Annotated in this window: 12 protein-coding genes; 7 read left to right on the top strand and 5 right to left on the bottom strand. The window is 61.4% G+C overall.

Annotated features, from left to right (window positions below):
- Positions 1-3: 3 nt before the first annotated feature.
- Genes F1563_RS12250 through F1563_RS12265 form a run of 4 tightly spaced genes read right to left on the bottom strand, consistent with a single transcriptional unit; the run spans position 4 to position 6019 of the window.
- Entirely contained in the window at positions 4-771 is a 768-nt protein-coding gene (locus tag F1563_RS12250) for an anchored repeat-type ABC transporter ATP-binding subunit (protein ID WP_002526990.1), read from the bottom strand.
- Positions 764-1813 (bottom strand): choice-of-anchor M domain-containing protein, encoded by a 1050-nt coding sequence (locus F1563_RS12255; protein WP_002526989.1) that lies wholly within the window; start codon positions 1811-1813, stop codon positions 764-766. The genes F1563_RS12250 and F1563_RS12255 overlap by 8 nt, the downstream gene beginning before the upstream one ends.
- A 19-nt stretch (positions 1814-1832) precedes the next feature.
- Positions 1833-3356: an anchored repeat ABC transporter, substrate-binding protein gene (locus tag F1563_RS12260; protein ID WP_036958259.1), complete on the bottom strand. Its 1524-nt coding sequence runs from the start codon at positions 3354-3356 to the stop codon at positions 1833-1835.
- Positions 3353-6019 (bottom strand): TIGR03773 family transporter-associated surface protein, encoded by a 2667-nt coding sequence (locus F1563_RS12265; protein ID WP_149302712.1) that lies wholly within the window; start codon positions 6017-6019, stop codon positions 3353-3355. The genes F1563_RS12260 and F1563_RS12265 overlap by 4 nt, the downstream gene beginning before the upstream one ends.
- Positions 6020-6201: 182 nt before the next feature.
- On the opposite strand from F1563_RS12265, the gene F1563_RS12270 reads away from it, so the two are divergent.
- The 3 genes from F1563_RS12270 to F1563_RS12280 all read left to right on the top strand — a co-directional run bounded on the left by F1563_RS12270 (position 6202) and on the right by F1563_RS12280 (position 10712).
- Complete coding sequence (locus F1563_RS12270) at positions 6202-7947, top strand: proline--tRNA ligase (protein WP_002526986.1); 1746 nt, start codon at positions 6202-6204, stop codon at positions 7945-7947.
- Between the two features lie 162 nt (positions 7948-8109).
- Positions 8110-9861, top strand: a complete 1752-nt coding sequence (locus tag F1563_RS12275) for a TIGR03767 family metallophosphoesterase (RefSeq protein ID WP_007433521.1) — start codon at positions 8110-8112, stop codon at positions 9859-9861.
- A gap of 83 nt (positions 9862-9944) precedes the next feature.
- Complete coding sequence (locus tag F1563_RS12280; RefSeq protein ID WP_002526984.1) at positions 9945-10712, top strand: sulfite exporter TauE/SafE family protein; 768 nt, start codon at positions 9945-9947, stop codon at positions 10710-10712.
- 52 nt (positions 10713-10764) lie between these two features.
- On the opposite strand, the gene F1563_RS12285 is transcribed toward F1563_RS12280, so the two are convergent.
- A complete protein-coding gene (locus F1563_RS12285; protein WP_002526983.1) occupies positions 10765-11712 on the bottom strand; it encodes a DUF4439 domain-containing protein in 948 nt (315 codons plus the stop codon).
- 130 nt (positions 11713-11842) lie between these two features.
- On the opposite strand from F1563_RS12285, the gene rimP reads away from it, so the two are divergent.
- The 4 genes from rimP to infB all read left to right on the top strand — a co-directional run bounded on the left by rimP (position 11843) and on the right by infB (position 16804).
- A complete protein-coding gene (gene rimP, locus F1563_RS12290) occupies positions 11843-12379 on the top strand; it encodes a ribosome maturation factor RimP (protein ID WP_002526982.1) in 537 nt (178 codons plus the stop codon).
- 1 nt (position 12380) lies between these two features.
- Entirely contained in the window at positions 12381-13352 is a 972-nt protein-coding gene (nusA, locus tag F1563_RS12295) for a transcription termination factor NusA (protein WP_002526981.1), read from the top strand.
- An 86-nt stretch (positions 13353-13438) separates the two neighbouring features.
- Positions 13439-13666, top strand: coding sequence for a YlxR family protein (locus F1563_RS12300; protein ID WP_002526980.1), 228 nt, complete (start codon positions 13439-13441; stop codon positions 13664-13666).
- 243 nt (positions 13667-13909) lie between these two features.
- Positions 13910-16804 (top strand): translation initiation factor IF-2, encoded by a 2895-nt coding sequence (gene infB / locus F1563_RS12310; RefSeq protein ID WP_036958258.1) that lies wholly within the window; start codon positions 13910-13912, stop codon positions 16802-16804.
- Positions 16805-16888: the final 84 nt, after the last annotated feature.

The raw sequence follows: 16888 nt of genomic DNA on the forward strand, positions 1-16888 counted from the left end.
TTGTCAGGCAGATACCGGCTCGCCGGCTCCGACTATGGCGAGCAGTGGTGAGTTCTGAGAGATCCCGAACGTTGTCATCCACATTTCTGGGTCACGCAGTTCCTCAGGAGTGGAGTCGGCGATGACAGTGCGGTTGATGAGACACACCCGGTCAGCGGTGGCCATGGCCTGTGCAAGGTCGTGGGTCGTCATGACGAGGGTGGTGCCCTCGGATGCCAGTCGACCAAACAGCTCGGTGAGCATCTCCTGGGTGGGCATGTCGACGCCGGTGAACGGTTCGTCAAGGAGCAACACTGACGGGCGAGTGGCTAGGGCTCGAGCGATGAGGACGCGCTGACGCTGACCGCCGGAGAGTCCTCCTGCCGTGCGATCTGCCAGGTCTGCCATACCTGCGATCCGCAGCGCGTCGCGCACCGCGATGTGGTCGTCTTTTTTGGGTCGCCGCAGCCACCCAATATGGCGTGTTCGTCCGCTCATGACGACGTCGGCAACGCTGATAGGAAAGTCCCAGACGAATTCGTGACGCTGGGGGACGTAACCGATGTGTCGCCATCCCTTCCCGGGCGAGGCCCCCGCAACCTTGACACTGCCCTTGGCCGGTTTCACCAAGCCGAGCATGGTGCGCAGAATGGTCGTTTTGCCGGCACCGTTGGGCCCCAGAAGCGCCAGCAGGTCGCCCCTGCTGGCCGACAGGTTGACGTCGTGGAGCACCTGGAGGCCGCCCAGGTTGACGGCCACGTCAGTGATCTTGATGGATCCGAGGTCACTCATGCGAGCTCGTTCCGTCGTCAGAGTTCTTGACCGGCGTTGGGCTGGCGCCTTCGTTGTTCCAGACTTCGTCGCGCATCTTCTTCGACTTGGAGTGCAATACCACAGCGGCGACGATAAAGCCGATAATGACGACACCAGCAAGGACCGCAACAATCGTTCCCCACGTGGTGCCATTGCCGGAATCAGCAGCGGAGTGGGTGGCAGCTGGTGACGAGGAGACCTTCTCAGGGGCCGAGGCAGCGGAAGAGCTGCTCGCCGAGGCCTCGCCGGACGCCGAGAAGTCCGGTGTGGCGGAGGCGCCCATGGCTCGGGCCTCGTCAGCCGAACCCTTGTCACCGACGACGAACCTCAGCGTGGTCGAGTAAGAGTGCTTGGTTCCTTCGGCATCCGTGCCGCGGACAGCGACTGAAATAGTCTGCGCTCCCGGATCGGAGAACACCCAGTTGGCGTGCACATGGGTGTTGGTCTCCATGTGCACCAACTGCTCTCCGGACTTCGTGGAGTCATACAGCGGTGTCGGGGCGTCGAAACCGTTCTCGATGAACATGTGTGCCTGTCCTGGTCCCTCATGCCCGGTGAAAACAAGGTCAGCTCCGCGCGGGAAATTCTTGACGATTTCTGCGGCCTGGGTGTTCCATCCGAGCCATACGACCTGCTGGTTCTGGGTCTGTGGAATGACATACGCTTTCGTGCCACGCATGTCGCCGAGGAAGGAATAGGTCTCGTCGTTCGGCACGTCAATACGGGACGCATCGACCACGCGTAACACGGCGTCATCAGTGCTGCGCCACACCGGCGGGTTGGCGGTGTCGTCGCGGGCCATGAGGGTGAACTTGCCGTCAACGATGCGAGGTCCGACATCGACGTGGCCGCGCTTGATCTCGGCAGGCCCTTTGGCCATTTTCTCGTTCTCGGTCACCGCCTGCTTGAGGGCAGGATCTGGTGGCGGGGTAGGGGAGGCCTGGGCTGGCTGCGAGAGTGCGAGGCCAGCACTGAGCGCGATAAACATGGCAGACAGGGCTGCCAACGGACGGGTAATCATGGATACCTCCACAGGGGCCTCATCCCAGGCACTTGGCCAGAGAGTCGGCGTCGAATGTCATAAGATCGATGTAATTCGTGATCCGGTCGTCAAAAGTGTCGCCATAAATCGGGCACACTTGGACACCGTTTTCAGCTGCAATAGCTGCGAGTACCGAGGAGCTGCGCACTACGTTGGGTTCCAAAAAGACGGCCGGTACATTGAGACCGGCGATGATTTGGCTGAGTTTGCGGCGCTGGGCCATAGATGGTTCGACACCAGGATTGGCGGTCACGAATCCGGCCACGTGCATGCCGTGGGCCTGGGCGAGGTAGCCGTAGGCGTCGTGGCTGGTGATGAGCTGACGCCGCCCCTTGGGAATGTTGGCGATCTTGCGATCGACGTAGTGCGAGGCATCTTCCAGCTTTGCCATGTATACCTTGGCGTTTTCACGGTAGGTCTGGGCGCCTTCGGGGTCGGCCTTGATAAGAGCGTCACGGATGACCTGTACATAAGCCTTGGTGTTCTTGATGCTCATCCACAGATGAGGGTCAATCTCACCATGAACGTGTGCGCCGAGAACTGCCTGGGGTAGCTGATGAATGGAGTCACTGGGGTGCCCCAAGAACCGAAAAGCTGGGGTCGGCGGGATCTCAGTGAGGGCCTTTGGTGGTACCCACACCACGGCCTTGTGGGGGTCCAGGCGTTTCTGGGTGCGGACGCCGCCACCCGTTGGGTCAGACAAGATAATCATCTTGCCCTGGTCAATATCGACTGAGAAGTCCGCGTGCCCCTTATCGACGACCGTCCGATCGGCGAGTTCGGGGATAGTCCTCGGATCAGCGCCGACGGCGATAGTGACCGTTGTCGAGCCAATCGAAGTATCGCCTTTAGCCGTCGAAAGGGTCCCCTCAAAGATCTCCTTGTACACCCCAGGCTTGCTAAACGCCCATGACATGTGGGTGTGCGCGTCGGTAGGAAGCTCAACGTCGTCACGCTCATCAACACCATCAGAGGTCGAATAGTAGATCTGAGGGTGGCCGAAGGTGCCGGTGATATAGGCGGTGAGATCACCGGGTCCGTCGACGGATTTGAGTCGCAGATGAACCAAGGAGGAGCGGTCGGCGCCCTGAGCAGTGCCTTTTCCAATGACGCGCAGCCCCAACCACACCGTGTCGAGGTTGGCATTCTCAACAAGCGGTATGACCTCCGCGCCGTACTTTTGGGCCTCCTCGGCCAAGGACATATTGATCGCCCCGGTGGGCAATGATGCGTCGATGGTCTTAATCACTGAATGTGGCTCAAGCATGAGGTAGTTCGACAATGCGACCTTCGAATACACCACGGTGCGAACATCGCGTAGTGACGGTTCGTAAGTGTGCGGGTCGGCCCCTGAGGGCACCATCGAGGCGACGCTGGCGCGATCCCCGGCGACGTTGCGTGTCAGGTCAGCAAGGATAGGTGTAGTCGTCACCACGGAAAGCTTGTCGTGGGAAGCTGGCGCGTGGCCGCACCCAGCCAAAAGACTGAGTGCGGCCACGGCGCATAGTAGACGTCTTCTCACCCGCGTCGTTTCCTTGCTACGAGGAGAGCGCCGGATAGGCCGAGAACCGCGAACGCCCCGGCTGCCAACCCCTGATGGGTTTGGGACGCGATACCGGGATCGCCGATCTTGCCTTGCTCGCCAGTGCCAGGCTGACCTGCTGCTGTGAGATCGCATGGTTTGCCATCGGGGGTGTGCCCCACAACGGTGTAGCCCGGATCGGCATTCTGTTTAGCCCTAGGGGAGGTCGATGCCTTACCCACAGATGCCGCGACGGACGTGGCATCAATACCGATCGCGAAATGGAGGGTGCCTATGGCGCTGACTCTCTTGCCGGCCTTGGTGGTGGCCGACTGAGTGACGGTCACCACATAGTGGCCAGCGGCAGTGAACACCCAGTTCGGATGGGCGTGGGTGTTGGCCGGGATGGTGTAGCTGGTAGGTCCTCCGACGTTGTCGAAGACGCGCTGACCAGCCCCACCACCAAAGGTGCCAGACATAAACACGGCCATTTTGCCGGGTCCGTTGACTTTGTCCAGATGCATCTGAACTGGTCCGGTGGTGCCGTTGACGATGGACTCGTGCATAGTGTTGACGCCGAGCCACGGCACACCGGGTACCTGCGTGGCACCGATGAGCCACACCTTGGTGCCGCTCTTGGCGATGAAGTCCATGCCGCTGGGGACGGTGGTGTTGGCCTTGTCACCAACAGCCATGACGATGCTCGACGGATCGACCCACTTCGCCGGAGCCGAGCGGTCATCTTTGAGGGCCGAGACAAGTTTGCCCGACTGCAACTGAACACCCCAATCGAAGTGGCCCTCGGTGGCGATGGATACCGGCCGGCGGGCAGGCTGAGCAACGGTCTGCATCACGGCGGCGGCTTTGTTTTGGATCTTTACTGGGCGGCAGAGTTCCTTCTTGACGATGGAACCGCTGGTGTTTACTGCTTTTGTCGATCCGTTCGAGCTGGCGCTGTCACCCTTCGACGTGGCCACGTCAAGGCCATCGAACGGCTTGTCGGAAACACCCTTGTTGCTGCTCTCACCGGGAGCCGTAGTCCCAGCATTCCCGGAAGCCCGGAGGACGCCGACGTGGCCGATCGAGCAGGTATTGGCGGCGGCGATGGCCTGGGAACCGACGACCCAGGTATATGTGTGGGTTCCGGTGCCGACGGTCGTGCCATTACGAACGGCAGTGGCATCAACAGTCATGGTGTATCGACCAGGACGGGTGAATACCCAGTTGGCATGCACATGGGAGGGTTGGGCGACGGTAATAGTGCCCGGCATGGTGGTCGAGCCCCCATCGAACAGGGCTTGGACGCCGCCGAAGGGGGTCTGCGAGAACAGGTGTACCTTGCCCGGGCCTTTGACGTTACGGATGTTGACCTTGACCTCGGTGAAGCCGTTGCGCCTGACGTCGAAAGTCTCCCATCCCGGCCACAGCAGGTTCTGGTTTTGCGTCAGGGGCAGCAGGTAACCGTTGGGGGCACCGGGGTAACCCTTCGGGATGGTCGTCAGTGCAGAGTCCTTGACGGCCAGCAGCATGCTTTCCGGAGCATGGAGGACGCCTTTGCCAGTGACGTCCTCCTTGACCTTGAGATCCAGGCCGTTTTTGGCGTTCGATCCGACGCGGAAGACATCAGAGTGACCGTGGTCGAGGACTAGCTTCTTGGCGCAGGGCGTCTTGTTGGTCCGGGACTTCAGAACCGGTTTACGGGTTTGTTTCCGGGGCTTAGATGGAGTCGGCGCGAGCGCAGGTTTCGGTGTGACTGAGGCCTTGGACGGGGTGGCACCCGGTATTGGCCGGGGCGAGGGGGAGGCCAGCGGAGACGGGGTGACATTTGGAATTGGGGCTGGAGTCGGCTTTCCCCACGGCGCAGGGAAGGGAGTCGTGTCACCGACCACCCAGGTGTAGGCGTGCGGCCGGGTCTGGAAGTTCTTGCCGGTCTTCGATGCTGACGCCTGCACGGTCATGGTGTAGACGCCGGTCTTGCCAAACACCCAGTTCGCGTGAACGTGGGAGGGCCGGGCAACGGTGATGGTGCCGGGCAGCTCAGTTGCGTTGCCGTCAAGCAGGGGCTTGACGTCGCCAAAAGACCCTTGTGAGAACAGGTGCACCTTGCCAGGCCCCTTGACGTTGCTCACCGTGATCTTGACCGACGTGAATCCGTTACGCCTGACGTCGAAGGTTTCCCAACCTGGCCAGAGCACATCCTCGTTCTGGGTCAGCGGCAGGATATACCCCTGAGGGGCACCGGGAAGGCTGGCCGGGATGTCGGTGAAAGCAGAATTTTTGATTTTGAGAAGGACGTTCTCGGGGGTGTGCAGCACGCCGTCACCGGTGACGTCTTCTTTGAGTTTGAGGTCGATACCGCCATCGGGGGCTGGTCCCACTCGGAAGACGTCGGCGTGACCGTGATCGAGCACGGTGCTGTCGTCGGTGTCTGGTGAGTGGGGAACCTCGGTGGCGTTGCGGCTTTTGAGGTTATTGCTATTTCCGAGTGTTTGAGTGGTAGGCCCGTCAGTCGCCTGAACCCGCTCGGCGTGGGTGGCGTCGACGTGGCTGTTGTGCAGGAGCTCCGAGTCCGGTGCTGCGGCGTTCGCCGGTGAAGGGTTGATCATCAGGAACGTCAGCAGGGTGGCAAGGAGCGATGCGAACCGTTTCACGGTGGCCTCCATTGTCTTCCTGGAATGTTCGAATAACTATATAATGAGAACGGTTATCAATTCTACTTGAGGCGGGCAGCCCGGTCCGAGTCAGTGGGGTCTGCCGCTAGGATTCGTCATGGCCGTGGCCGGTCACGCCGAAGGGCGGCGGAGGGCCGAGCGCGGTCGGAAAGGTAGACGTCGTGTTGACGCGCATGTCACAGCTGTTCGTTCGAACCCTGCGAGAGGATCCGGCTGACGCCGAGGTTCCTAGCCACCGCTGGCTCGTCCGGGCTGGATACATCCGCCGGGTCGCTCCCGGCGTTTACTCGTGGCTCCCGCTGGGGCTTCGGGTGCTGCGCAGGATCGAGGCCATTTGTCGCGAGGAGATGGCCGGTATCGGGGCTCAGGAGGTGAGCTTCCCCGCACTGCTCGCGTCTGACCCCTACAAGGAGACCGGTCGTTGGGCCGAGTACGGCGACAATCTCTTCCGGCTCAAGGACCGTAAGGGAGTAGACATGCTGCTGGGGCCGACCCATGAGGAGATGTTCACCCTCATGGTCAAGGACCTCTACTCCTCCTACAAGGACCTGCCGCTGTGCCTCTACCAGATTCAAAACAAATACCGTGACGAGGCCCGTCCGCGTGCTGGGATCCTGCGCGGTCGCGAATTCGTCATGATGGATGCATACTCCTTTGACGTCGCTCAGGAGGGTCTCGACGACGCCTACCAGGCTCAACGCGATGCCTACATTCGCATCTTCAACCGTCTCGGGTTCGACTACGCCATCGTCAAGGCCATGTCCGGCCCGATGGGCGGATCCCGGTCTGAGGAATTCCTGGCCGTCGCAGCCAACGGCGAAGACACCTTCGTTCATTCCGCCGACGGTTACGCCGCCAACGTGGAAGCCGTCCGGATTGCCGCTCCCGATCCGCTGCCCATCGACGGGTTGCCAGAGGCCGAGGTTGTCGATACCCCCGACGTCCCGACCATCGAGTCGCTCGTCAAAGTGGCCAACGAGGTGCGTCCGCGAAAAGACCGGCCATGGACTGGGGCCGATACTCTGAAGAACGTCGTCTTCATGGTGGCCCATCCTGACGGCACCCGTGAGCCGCTGGCCATCGGGCTCCCAGGAGACCGCGAGGTCGACGAAAAGCGGCTGGAAGCGGCCCTAGAGCCCGCCGTGATTGAACCCTTCACAGAAGAGGACTTCGCTGCGAATCCGCAGTTGGTGAAAGGCTACATCGGGCCGGGAGCCCTCGGCGAGGACAACTCCTCGAAGGTGCGGTACCTCGTTGATCCCCGTGTCGTGACTGGTACGTCGTGGATCACCGGCGCTGACCAGAAGGACCGGCATGTCTTCAACCTTGTCGTCGGTCGCGACTTTACCCCCGATGGCGTCATTGACGTCGCCGAGATCCGCGAAGGTGATCCAGCCCCTGACGGCAGCGGTGAACTCCACCTATCCCGCGGCATTGAAATCGGCCACATCTTCCAACTCGGTAAGAAATACGCTGATGCCCTTGGGCTCAAGGTGCTCGATCACAACGGCAAGCTTGTGACGGTGACAATGGGGTCCTACGGCCTGGGCGTCTCCCGCGCTGTGGCCGCCATCGCCGAGGGCACCTGTGACGAGAAGGGGCTCGTCTGGCCACGTGAGGTTGCTCCCTTCGACGTCCAGGTGCTTGCCACCGGCAAGGGGACGGACATCCTTGACGAGGCCACGCGTATTGCCAGCGAACTCGCCGAGGTTGGCCTCGAGGTCTTGCTAGACGACCGCAAAGCGTCCCCCGGAGTGAAATTCGCTGACAGTGAGATTCTCGGGGTGCCGACCTCAGTGGTCGTCGGCCGAGGGCTCAAGGACGGCCTGGTTGAAGTTCGCGACCGTGCCACGGGGGAGGCACGTGAGGTCAGTGTGGCCGAGGCTGTATCCGTCGTCCTCAAGGAGGTGTGCGGCTGAGAGCTGAAGTGGCATCGATCGTTTAGCCGACCGACATCTGCACGTTGCTGTATGGTCGCCAACTGTTCTCAAAATCTGGCGCGGAAGTGACCCAATAGCCGCCTGACAATGGTGTTCGTACGTCAGGCTGAAGGGCCCCTCGACCATGCGAAAGGTAAATGGATGCCAGAGAACGAAGACGAGTTGACCAGAAACAACGATAAGACTGCAAGGAACACGTTGGGACGGCGGACGTTTCTCGGTGGTATGACCCTGGTCGCTGCTGCGGCGGTGACCGGAACCACCCCGGCGTTGGCTCATGCGTCGAAGCGTCTCCACTCCACGGCCGGAACCACCCTCGAGCAGGTGGGTCTACGAGATCCGGGCAGCGGGTACCGCAGGATCCAGGCACAGCGCGGTTACCCGCTCGTCGTCCGCGAGGAACTTGCCAGAGGCAAGAGCGGGCGCGACGACCGTCGCCATGGCTTGGCGGCCTTCGTTCAGGTGACCGATTTGCACGTGACGGACGTGCAGTCGCCGATGAGGGTCGAGTTCCTGCACCCGCTAGCTGGTCCGGCCTTTCGTCCGCATGAGGCGTTGGGTCCGCTTGCCACGGCTTCCTTGGTGCGCCGCGTCAATTCGCTTCAAGGTGGTCCGGCTACCGGGCGGGCCTTCGACGCGCTCGTCAGCACTGGTGATAACACCGATAATCACGAGCACGTCGAGCTCGACTGGTACCTCACGTTGCTGGCTGGTGGCACGATCGTCCCCAATACCGGTGCCAGTGATCGCTGGGAAAGTGTGCAAACCTTCGGGGACCCGCTGTTCTACAACCCCGAATCGCATCGTAGTGACATGTACAAGCGTGCCGGTTTCCCCCAGGTTGACGGCTACTTTCGTCGCGTCATGGCCCCAGTGTCTTCTTCCGGTGTGAAAATTCCGTGGTATGCGGTGTTCGGGAATCACGACGATTCGATCCAGGGCACTCTGCCTTCTGACTGGGGACTGCTGAAGGCGATGTACACCAGTGATCGTAAGGTCACCGGGTTCGCTAGTGAAAAGGATGTCAAGGCCTACGTTCAGGCAGCCCAGGGTGGTGGACCGGTCGCCGTGTCCAACGATGCCGTGTCACTGACTCGGCAAGTCACTGCGGACGAACGTCGCGTGCCCTTCACACCCTTCGAGTTCATCAAGGCTCATCTGCGTGACTGCGTTGATGGTGCGGGTCCGCATGGCCACGGCTTCAGTGAGAATGACCTCAATGCCGTGCGCGGTTACTACACTTTCCCGATCGCCGACGGCGTGACCGGAATCAGCCTGGATTCAACAAACCGGGCCGGGTATACCAGTGGTTCCATCGATGACCGTCAGTGGAAGTGGCTGAAATCTGTGCTGCGCGCTGGTAGCAGCGTGTACTACGACGATCTGGGGGTGCGGCAGCACCGTGATGCCAGCGACACCATGTTCGTCCTTTTCAGTCACCACGACTCGAAGACGATGAACAACCCCGTCCTCCCCGGTGATGGTACCGGTATTCGTCATCTTGGTCCGGAGCTGGTGTCCCTGCTATCGCACTACCCGAACGTGATCGCCTGGGTCAATGGACACGTGCATGCCAACAACATCACCGCTCACCATCATGCACTCGATGCTCGCCGTAGCTGGTGGGAGATCAATACGGCCTCCCACGTCGACTTTCCTCAGATGGCTCGCGTCATCGAGCTTGCCGACAATCACGACGGCACCGTGAGTATCTTCACCACGCTTATCGAGTCCAATGCCCCGTACCAGGCCGACTACGACACCACCGACCCGGATGGTCTAGCCAGCCTGTACCGAGAGTTCGGCGCGAACGACATTCATACGATGACGCGTAGGCTTGGTACGTCGGTCGATCACAATACGGAATTGCTGCTGGCGCATCCTTGGGCCTGAGGCACTTTTAGACCGAAAACACGTTGGGTCCCGCCCCTTCAGTGGTGGGGCCCTACTGTTGGTGTCATACGGAAGGTTGACACGTGACGCTTTGGGTCTTTGCCGGTCTTATCCTCGCCGCGTTTATAGCAGGGTGGGTCAACGCCGTGGTGGGTGGAGGCGGACTCATCATGCTGCCGTCCTTGTTGGTTGGTCTGCCGAGCGAAACGTCGGTGGCGACGATCGTCGGCACGAATAAAACGGCCCAAGTCGTCGGAAACCTTACTGCGGGAGTGGGGTATCTGCGTAAGCAGCGTCCGGACTGGCGAATGTTCCTGTGGGCGGCTGGCCTGGCTGGGTTAGGAGCCGTCGTCGGCGCGCGCATCGTCACCTATATGTCGCGGGCTGTCTACACGCCCATCCTCTTGGTAGTACTGGTCATCATCGGCATCTATACCTGGCGAAGGCCCTCATTGGGGGCCGACCACAATGGCGAAGGTGGCAAACATCCCGTCTTAGTTCCGATCATCGGGCTGTTCCTTGGATGTTACGACGGAGCCATTGGGCCGGGGGTCGGGACCTTCTGGGTGCTTACGTACGTTGCCGTCGGTGGGTATTCCTTCCTCAAGGCCTCGGGAATGGCGAAGATTTGCAACACGGTGACAAATCTTGTCACCATCACCACCCTGGCGATTCACGGTCATGTGTGGTGGCATGTCGCTTGGCCACTGGTGATTGCGAATGTTCTCGGGGGATTGACCGGTGCTCGAACAGCTATGAGACACGGCAACGGCTTCGTGCGGATGATGTTCCTCATCGTTACCAGTGTTCTGGCGGTGCGGATGCTCGTCCAACTCATCTGGGGAGTCTGAAAGGGCTCGTGGTTTTCCCCGCAGTTTTCAAGAAAGGCCAGCCGCAGGTCGCTTATACCCAACCTGGCCAGGTCGTCACGCCAGTACCCAAATGGGCCAGAACTTGGGCTTGACTGACCATCGCGGCGACCGCATGGGGACGTGCAGCCGACCCGCTGGCGGCCGTCACGCGACCCCAACCGGAAAGCGCGTTCGTTTCCAGCCCAGACCACAATGTCCGGGTCGCCGCATCGTTGACGGGGGCAGGAGACATCGGGTAGCCAGGCAAGTCGGGGGTCGGTGTTGCTGATGCATCCCGAATGCTTTGACGTACCTCTGCGCGCTGGGCGAGAACTATATCTCGCCGGTTCCATCCCCAGGCACGCAGCTGGTCGTGGTCTCCAAGGCGTGCAATACCCCACTCCAAGCCTGTGATAAGGGCGTTGAGATGGGTCAGTAACGCCTGCTGGGCATTGGTGAGAGGTTCTTTTCTCACCGCCACGGGGACGATTTTCGGAGTCGGCTGAGGAACTGGACCTGAAGGATTGAAGGCTGAGCAGAACACCGACAGGCTGGCCCACAACAGAACTTCAGAGGGATTCTGAGCTGTTCGACAGCTCTCCAGATACTGGGTAGCCGCAGCTTTTTCGTGGTGCTGTAGCAGGGCTAACGGCGATCCTTGGCCGGCGGCGCGCGGGGTGGGGGATACGGCGGCGGACGGTGTGGCAGTGTTACCGGAGAACGGGTTGGACTGGCTTAGCACCTCGAGATGGCGGCGGTGAGCTGCAGCAACTTCGTTGAGCACCGTTCGTTGGCCGCCAGTGGCGCCGCGAGCAGCTTTGGTAGCGAGGTCTGCTAGCAGTGCTTCCGTCGACACAGCGTCGCTTTGGTGCGGCGCTGGGGTCGTTGCTGTTGGACGAGCCGGCGTCGTCTTCTTCTCAGGAGACCTGTGATCACAACCGGTTAGCCCGATAGCGACGAGGCCAGCTCCGCTGGCAAGAATGGTTCTCCTGGCGATCATGAGTTCAGCCTATCGGCACCCAGCTGCATCATCGCTACAGCTGTCGATGAGCCGGTCGAGTCCAGCTGGTCGGTATAAGCGGCTAGACTCAAATATAGACAATTTGTAACGACAACAGGATGAGACACAGATGAATGCTGAGAGGCTCACAAGCCTGCTGGAACCGGCCGTCTCCCGGCTCGGGCTCGAACTCGATTGCGTTGACGTCGTGCCCGCCGGCCGCCGTCGCCTCGTGCGCGTGACGGTCGACGGCGACGGCCCTGACGGTCACGGGCCCAGCCTTGACGAGATTTCCGAGGCCACTGCCGAAATCTCGCGTTGCCTCGATGATTCCGATGCCATGGGAGAGTCCCCTTACACCCTCGAGGTATCCTCGCGCGGTGTCTCCACCCCGTTGACTCAACCGCGCCACTATCGGCGCAACATTGGACACCTGGTGCGGTTCACTCTCAACCCCTCCGAGGGACAGACGTCTGGGGAAGCCTTTGACGGTCGCATCACCGAGGCTGGTGAGGAGGTCGTAACCCTCGAAGTCGAGGCTGGCAATTCCAAGCCACATAAGCCCGTGTACACCACCCGGGAGGTCCAGCTTGCTGACGTGGCGAAGGCGGTCGTTCAGGTGGAGCTCAATCGTCGCGACGCGCAGGCGTCGAAGGAGGAGAACTGAGATGGACATCGATCTGTCAACTCTGCGCATGATCGAGCGGGACAAGGACATCCCGCTTGACTATTTGCTGACGACCCTAGAGGACGCCCTCCTCAACGCATACGACAAAACTGAGGCTCCGGTTAGGGGAGCCAAGGTTCAGCTGGACCGCACGACAGGGAATGTCGCTGTCATGCTCCCGGAAAAGGACGAGGAGGGCGAGGTCATCGGCTGGTACGACGGCACCCCCGAGGACTTCGGACGTGTCGCCGCATCGACTGCCCGTCAGGTCATCTTCCAGCGGTTGCGTGAAGCCGAGGATGAGCAGAAGTACGGCCATTTCGCTGCCGTTGAGGGTGACGTCGTCACTGGCGTCGTCCAGCAGTCATACCGCGATACCCGGACTGTTCGCGTCGACCTTGGCACGTTGGAGGGCATCATGCCTCCGTCAGAGCAAGTTCCTGGCGAGAAATACTTCCACGGTCGTCGTATCCGTGTGTACGTGGTCGCCGTCCGCAAGGAAGCCCGTGGCCCGCAGGTGATCGTCTCGCGCACTCACCCGAACTTGGTGCGCAAACTTTTTGCGATGGAGGTGCCTGAGATCGAGCAGGAGGTCGTCGAGATCAAGGCCCTGGCTCGTGAGGCCGGTCACCGCTCGAAGATCGCTGTTGTCTCCCATAACTCCGACGTCTCCGCCAAGGGAGCCTGCATTGGCCCGATGGGGCAGCGGGTACGTGCTGTTATGCACGAGTTAGGCGAGGAAAAAATCGACATCATTGATTGGTCGGAAGATCCGGCCGAATTCGTGGGTGCTGCCCTGTCCCCGTCCAAGGTGTCCTCGGTGACGGTCATTGACCCGAAGGCAAAGACCGCTCGGGCCATCGTTCCGGATTACCAGCTGTCGCTAGCTATCGGTCGCGAAGGACAGAACGCCCGATTGGCGGCTCGCCTGACGGGATGGCGGATCGATATTCGTCCAGACAACCAAATCTGAGACTGCCTGCATAGGTTCTCGACGACGCCCGGCCTTCCTACTCGCGAGGTCGGGCGTTGTGCGTCGATGTGGCTTAAGGTTGGGGAGTGATCACACGACCTCAGCGCACCTGTGTCGGCTGCCGGCGCCTCGCTGACCCAGCGAATATGAGGCGGTACGTGCTAGTTGCTGGAGTTGTGGTGGCTGATCCAACAGGGCACGCTCAGGGCAGGGGAGCCCACGTCCACCCGGACGACGAATGCTGGAAGCGTGCGGTATCCGGTGGATTTGCCAGATCGTTCCGCGCCCGTGTGGTGGTGCGTTCGGATTGCTAAGAACAGTTGTCAGTGCGGTGAATTGGGTTCGAAAGGCCATTTTCGGTAAAGTTAGTAACGCATGTCCGCCGGGAGGTCCGGCGGCCTCACCGAATCGTGTCCCTTCGGTGGGTCGGTCCGGCCGGCCTCAAGGGGACTGAATAGGAAGTGGGCAGATGCTCATGAACACTCGATGAGTTCGCACCAATGAGGATTCACAACAACTAGGCCCAGGTCCATCGCGGCCGGGTCCGAAGGAGAGTAGTGGCCAAGGTCCGCGTCTATGAGCTTGCGAAAGAGCTCGGACTGTCAAGCAAGCAGCTTCTGGGGAAGCTCAACGATATGGGCGAGTTCGTCCGTTCGGCTTCCTCAACTATTGAGGCACCAGTTGTACGGAGGTTGCGTGACCAGATCGGTTCCGCCGAACCGGTCGGTGACGCTAAACCCGCGAAGCCTGAGGCTCGTCAACCGCAGGCATCTTCTAAAAAAACTTCCAAGGAGACCACATCGACTAAGTCGACCCCCGGGCCGAAGCCGGGCCCTGGGCCGAAACCTGCGCCTGGTCCGCGCCCTGGCCCCAGTGGTGGCCCGAAGCCTGGTCGCAGTTCTGCCGCGCGTACCAGCGCGACGCCACGTCCGGGTCTCATGAAGTCTTCCGGTGACTCCTCCCAGCAAGAGCCTCCCGCATCGAAGCCGGAGCCCAAGCCGGCTCTCAAACCCGGCCAGAATGCTCCCAAGCCCCATGCTCCGACCCCGAAGCCGAAGCCTGGCGCACCATCGAAGTCCCCGAAGCCGGGTGCCCGCCCGGGCCCGCGACCGGGTGGATCCGGTGGATTGCCTTCCGGTGCGCGTCCCGGCCCGCGTCCGGGTGCCGGTCGCCGTACTAGCGCTCCGCGTCCCGGTAATAATCCGTTCGCATCCAGCCAGGGAATGGGGCAAGGTCGTCATCGATCTGAGGGCGGACAGCGTTCCGGTGGAGCCCCGCGTTCCGGTCAGGGCGAGCGTATGCCGCGTCCGGGCGGTAGCCAGGGATCGCGTGGCGGTTCCGGCATGCCACGCCCGAACCCGGCCATGATGCCGAAACACCAGTCCTCGCAGATCGGTCAGGCCACCACTGACCGAGGCGGACGTGGCGGCGGCCGTAATCGTGGTGGATCTCGCGGTGGCGGTTTTGGTGGCGGCTTCGGCGGTGGGCCTCGCGGTCCCATCGGCGGCGGGCGCGCTGGCCGCGGTGGTCGCGGCACCCAGGGTGCTTTCGGGCGCGGTGGTGGCCGTCGAGGTCGCAAGTCCCGCAAGCAGCGCAGGCAAGAGTTTGATGAGATGCAGGCACCGCTGGTCGGAGGTGTGCGCGTCCACAAAGGCAACGGCGAGACCATCCGGCTGCGTCGTGGTGCCTCGCTGACAGATTTGGCCGAAAAGATCAACGCCGAGCCGGCACAGCTGGTGCAGGTGCTGTTCAACCTGGGTGAGATGGTTACGGCTACCCAGTCGGTGTCCGACGATACCCTGGAGATCCTGGGCGGCGAGCTCAACTACCAGATCCAGGTCGTGTCCCCGGAAGACGAGGACCGTGAGCTGCTGGAGTCCTTCGATCTTGAGTTCGGTGAAGACGAAGGCGACGAGTCTGACCTCGTTGCACGTCCCCCGGTTGTTACCGTCATGGGTCACGTTGACCACGGCAAGACCAAGCTGTTGGATGCCTTGCGCCATACCCACGTGGTCGAAGGTGAGGCCGGTGGCATCACCCAGGCCATCGGTGCTTATCAGGTCGAGACCGAGGTTGACGACGCCGAGCGCGCCATCACCTTCATCGACACCCCTGGTCACGAGGCGTTTACGGCCATGCGTGCTCGCGGCGCCCAGTCCACTGATATCGCGGTGTTGGTCGTGGCTGCTGATGACGGTGTGATGCCGCAGACTGTCGAGGCCTTGAACCACGCAAAGGCTGCTGATGTGCCGATCGTTGTCGCCGTCAACAAGATCGATAAGCCAGACTCCGATCCAGACAAGGTCCGTGGACAGCTCACCGAGTACGGCTTGGTACCTGAGGAGTACGGCGGTGACACGATGTTCGTCAACGTCTCTGCTCGTACCCATGAAGGTCTTGACGATCTCCTCGAGGCGATCGTGCTGACTGCCGACGCAGCTCTTGATTTGCGTGCCAATCCCGATATGGCCGCTCAGGGTGTTGCCATTGAGGCCCACCTCGATAAGGGACGTGGTCCGGTGGCCACCGCGCTGATTCAGCGCGGCACCTTGCACATCGGCGACTCCATCGTCGCCGGGTCCTCCTATGGACGTGTGCGCGCCATGGTCAACGATCAGGGCGAGAGCGTTGATGAGGCTGCTCCGGCTACTCCGGTGCAGGTCCTTGGTTTGACCTCTGTGCCCGGCGCTGGCGACAGCTTCCTCGTTGTTGACGACGACCGCAAGGCGCGTCAGATCGCTGAAAAGCGTGAGGCCCGCATGCGTGCCGCCCAGCAGGCCAAGTCGTCGCGTCGCAAGACCCTCGACCAGCTGTTCGAGCAGTTGGAGAAGGGCGAGACCGAGGAGCTGCTGCTCATCCTCAAGGGTGACGGCGCTGGCTCAGTCGAGGCGCTCGAGGATGCCCTGGCCAAGATCGATGTGGGTGACGAGGTCGACCTGCGTGTCATTGACCGCGGCGTCGGTGCCATTACCGAGACCAATGTCTCGCTGGCTGCTGCATCCAACGCCGTCATTGTGGGCTTCAACGTTCGCCCGACCGCCCATGCTCAGCGCATGGCCGACGAGGAGAACGTCGACATCCGCTACTACTCGGTCATCTACGACGCCATCGACGAGATCGAGTCCGCCCTGCGAGGCATGCTCAAGCCGATCTATGAGGAGAAGGCGATGGGCACCGCGGAGATCCGCCAGATCTTCCGCTCCTCCAAGGTTGGAACGATCGCGGGCTGCATGATTACCGACGGCATCATTCGTCGTCACGCCAAGGCCCGCCTGGTGCGCGACGGCGTGGTGGTTCAGGAGACCGAGATCAACACGTTGCAGCGTGAGAAGGACGCTGTTACTGAGGTCCGTGAGGGTTACGAGTGCGGTCTAACGTTGACCAACTACTCCGACATCCACGTGGGTGACGAGATCCAGTGCTACGAGATGGTTGAGAAGCCTCGCGACTGAGCCTGATTCGTCTGTTTGGGCCCCGTGAATCGTGGATCCGCGGGGCCCTACGTCTTGCTGAAGCAGTGGCAAAATGGTGAGGCG

Source organism: Cutibacterium modestum (assembly GCF_008326345.1).
Taxonomy (GTDB): domain Bacteria; phylum Actinomycetota; class Actinomycetes; order Propionibacteriales; family Propionibacteriaceae; genus Cutibacterium; species Cutibacterium modestum.

Excerpts from the sequence above, each read along its gene's own strand:
- nusA (WP_002526981.1), top strand. The coding sequence starts at position 12,381 with ATGGACATCGATCTGTCAACTCTGCGCATGATCGAGCGGGACAAGGAC.
- F1563_RS12250 (WP_002526990.1), bottom strand. The coding sequence starts at position 771 with ATGAGTGACCTCGGATCCATCAAGATCACTGACGTGGCCGTCAACCTG.
- F1563_RS12270 (WP_002526986.1), top strand. The coding sequence starts at position 6,202 with ATGTCACAGCTGTTCGTTCGAACCCTGCGAGAGGATCCGGCTGACGCC.
- F1563_RS12255 (WP_002526989.1), bottom strand. The coding sequence starts at position 1,813 with ATGATTACCCGTCCGTTGGCAGCCCTGTCTGCCATGTTTATCGCGCTC.
- F1563_RS12265 (WP_149302712.1), bottom strand. The coding sequence starts at position 6,019 with ATGGAGGCCACCGTGAAACGGTTCGCATCGCTCCTTGCCACCCTGCTG.
- F1563_RS12285 (WP_002526983.1), bottom strand. The coding sequence starts at position 11,712 with ATGATCGCCAGGAGAACCATTCTTGCCAGCGGAGCTGGCCTCGTCGCT.
- rimP (WP_002526982.1), top strand. The coding sequence starts at position 11,843 with ATGAATGCTGAGAGGCTCACAAGCCTGCTGGAACCGGCCGTCTCCCGG.
- F1563_RS12275 (WP_007433521.1), top strand. The coding sequence starts at position 8,110 with ATGCCAGAGAACGAAGACGAGTTGACCAGAAACAACGATAAGACTGCA.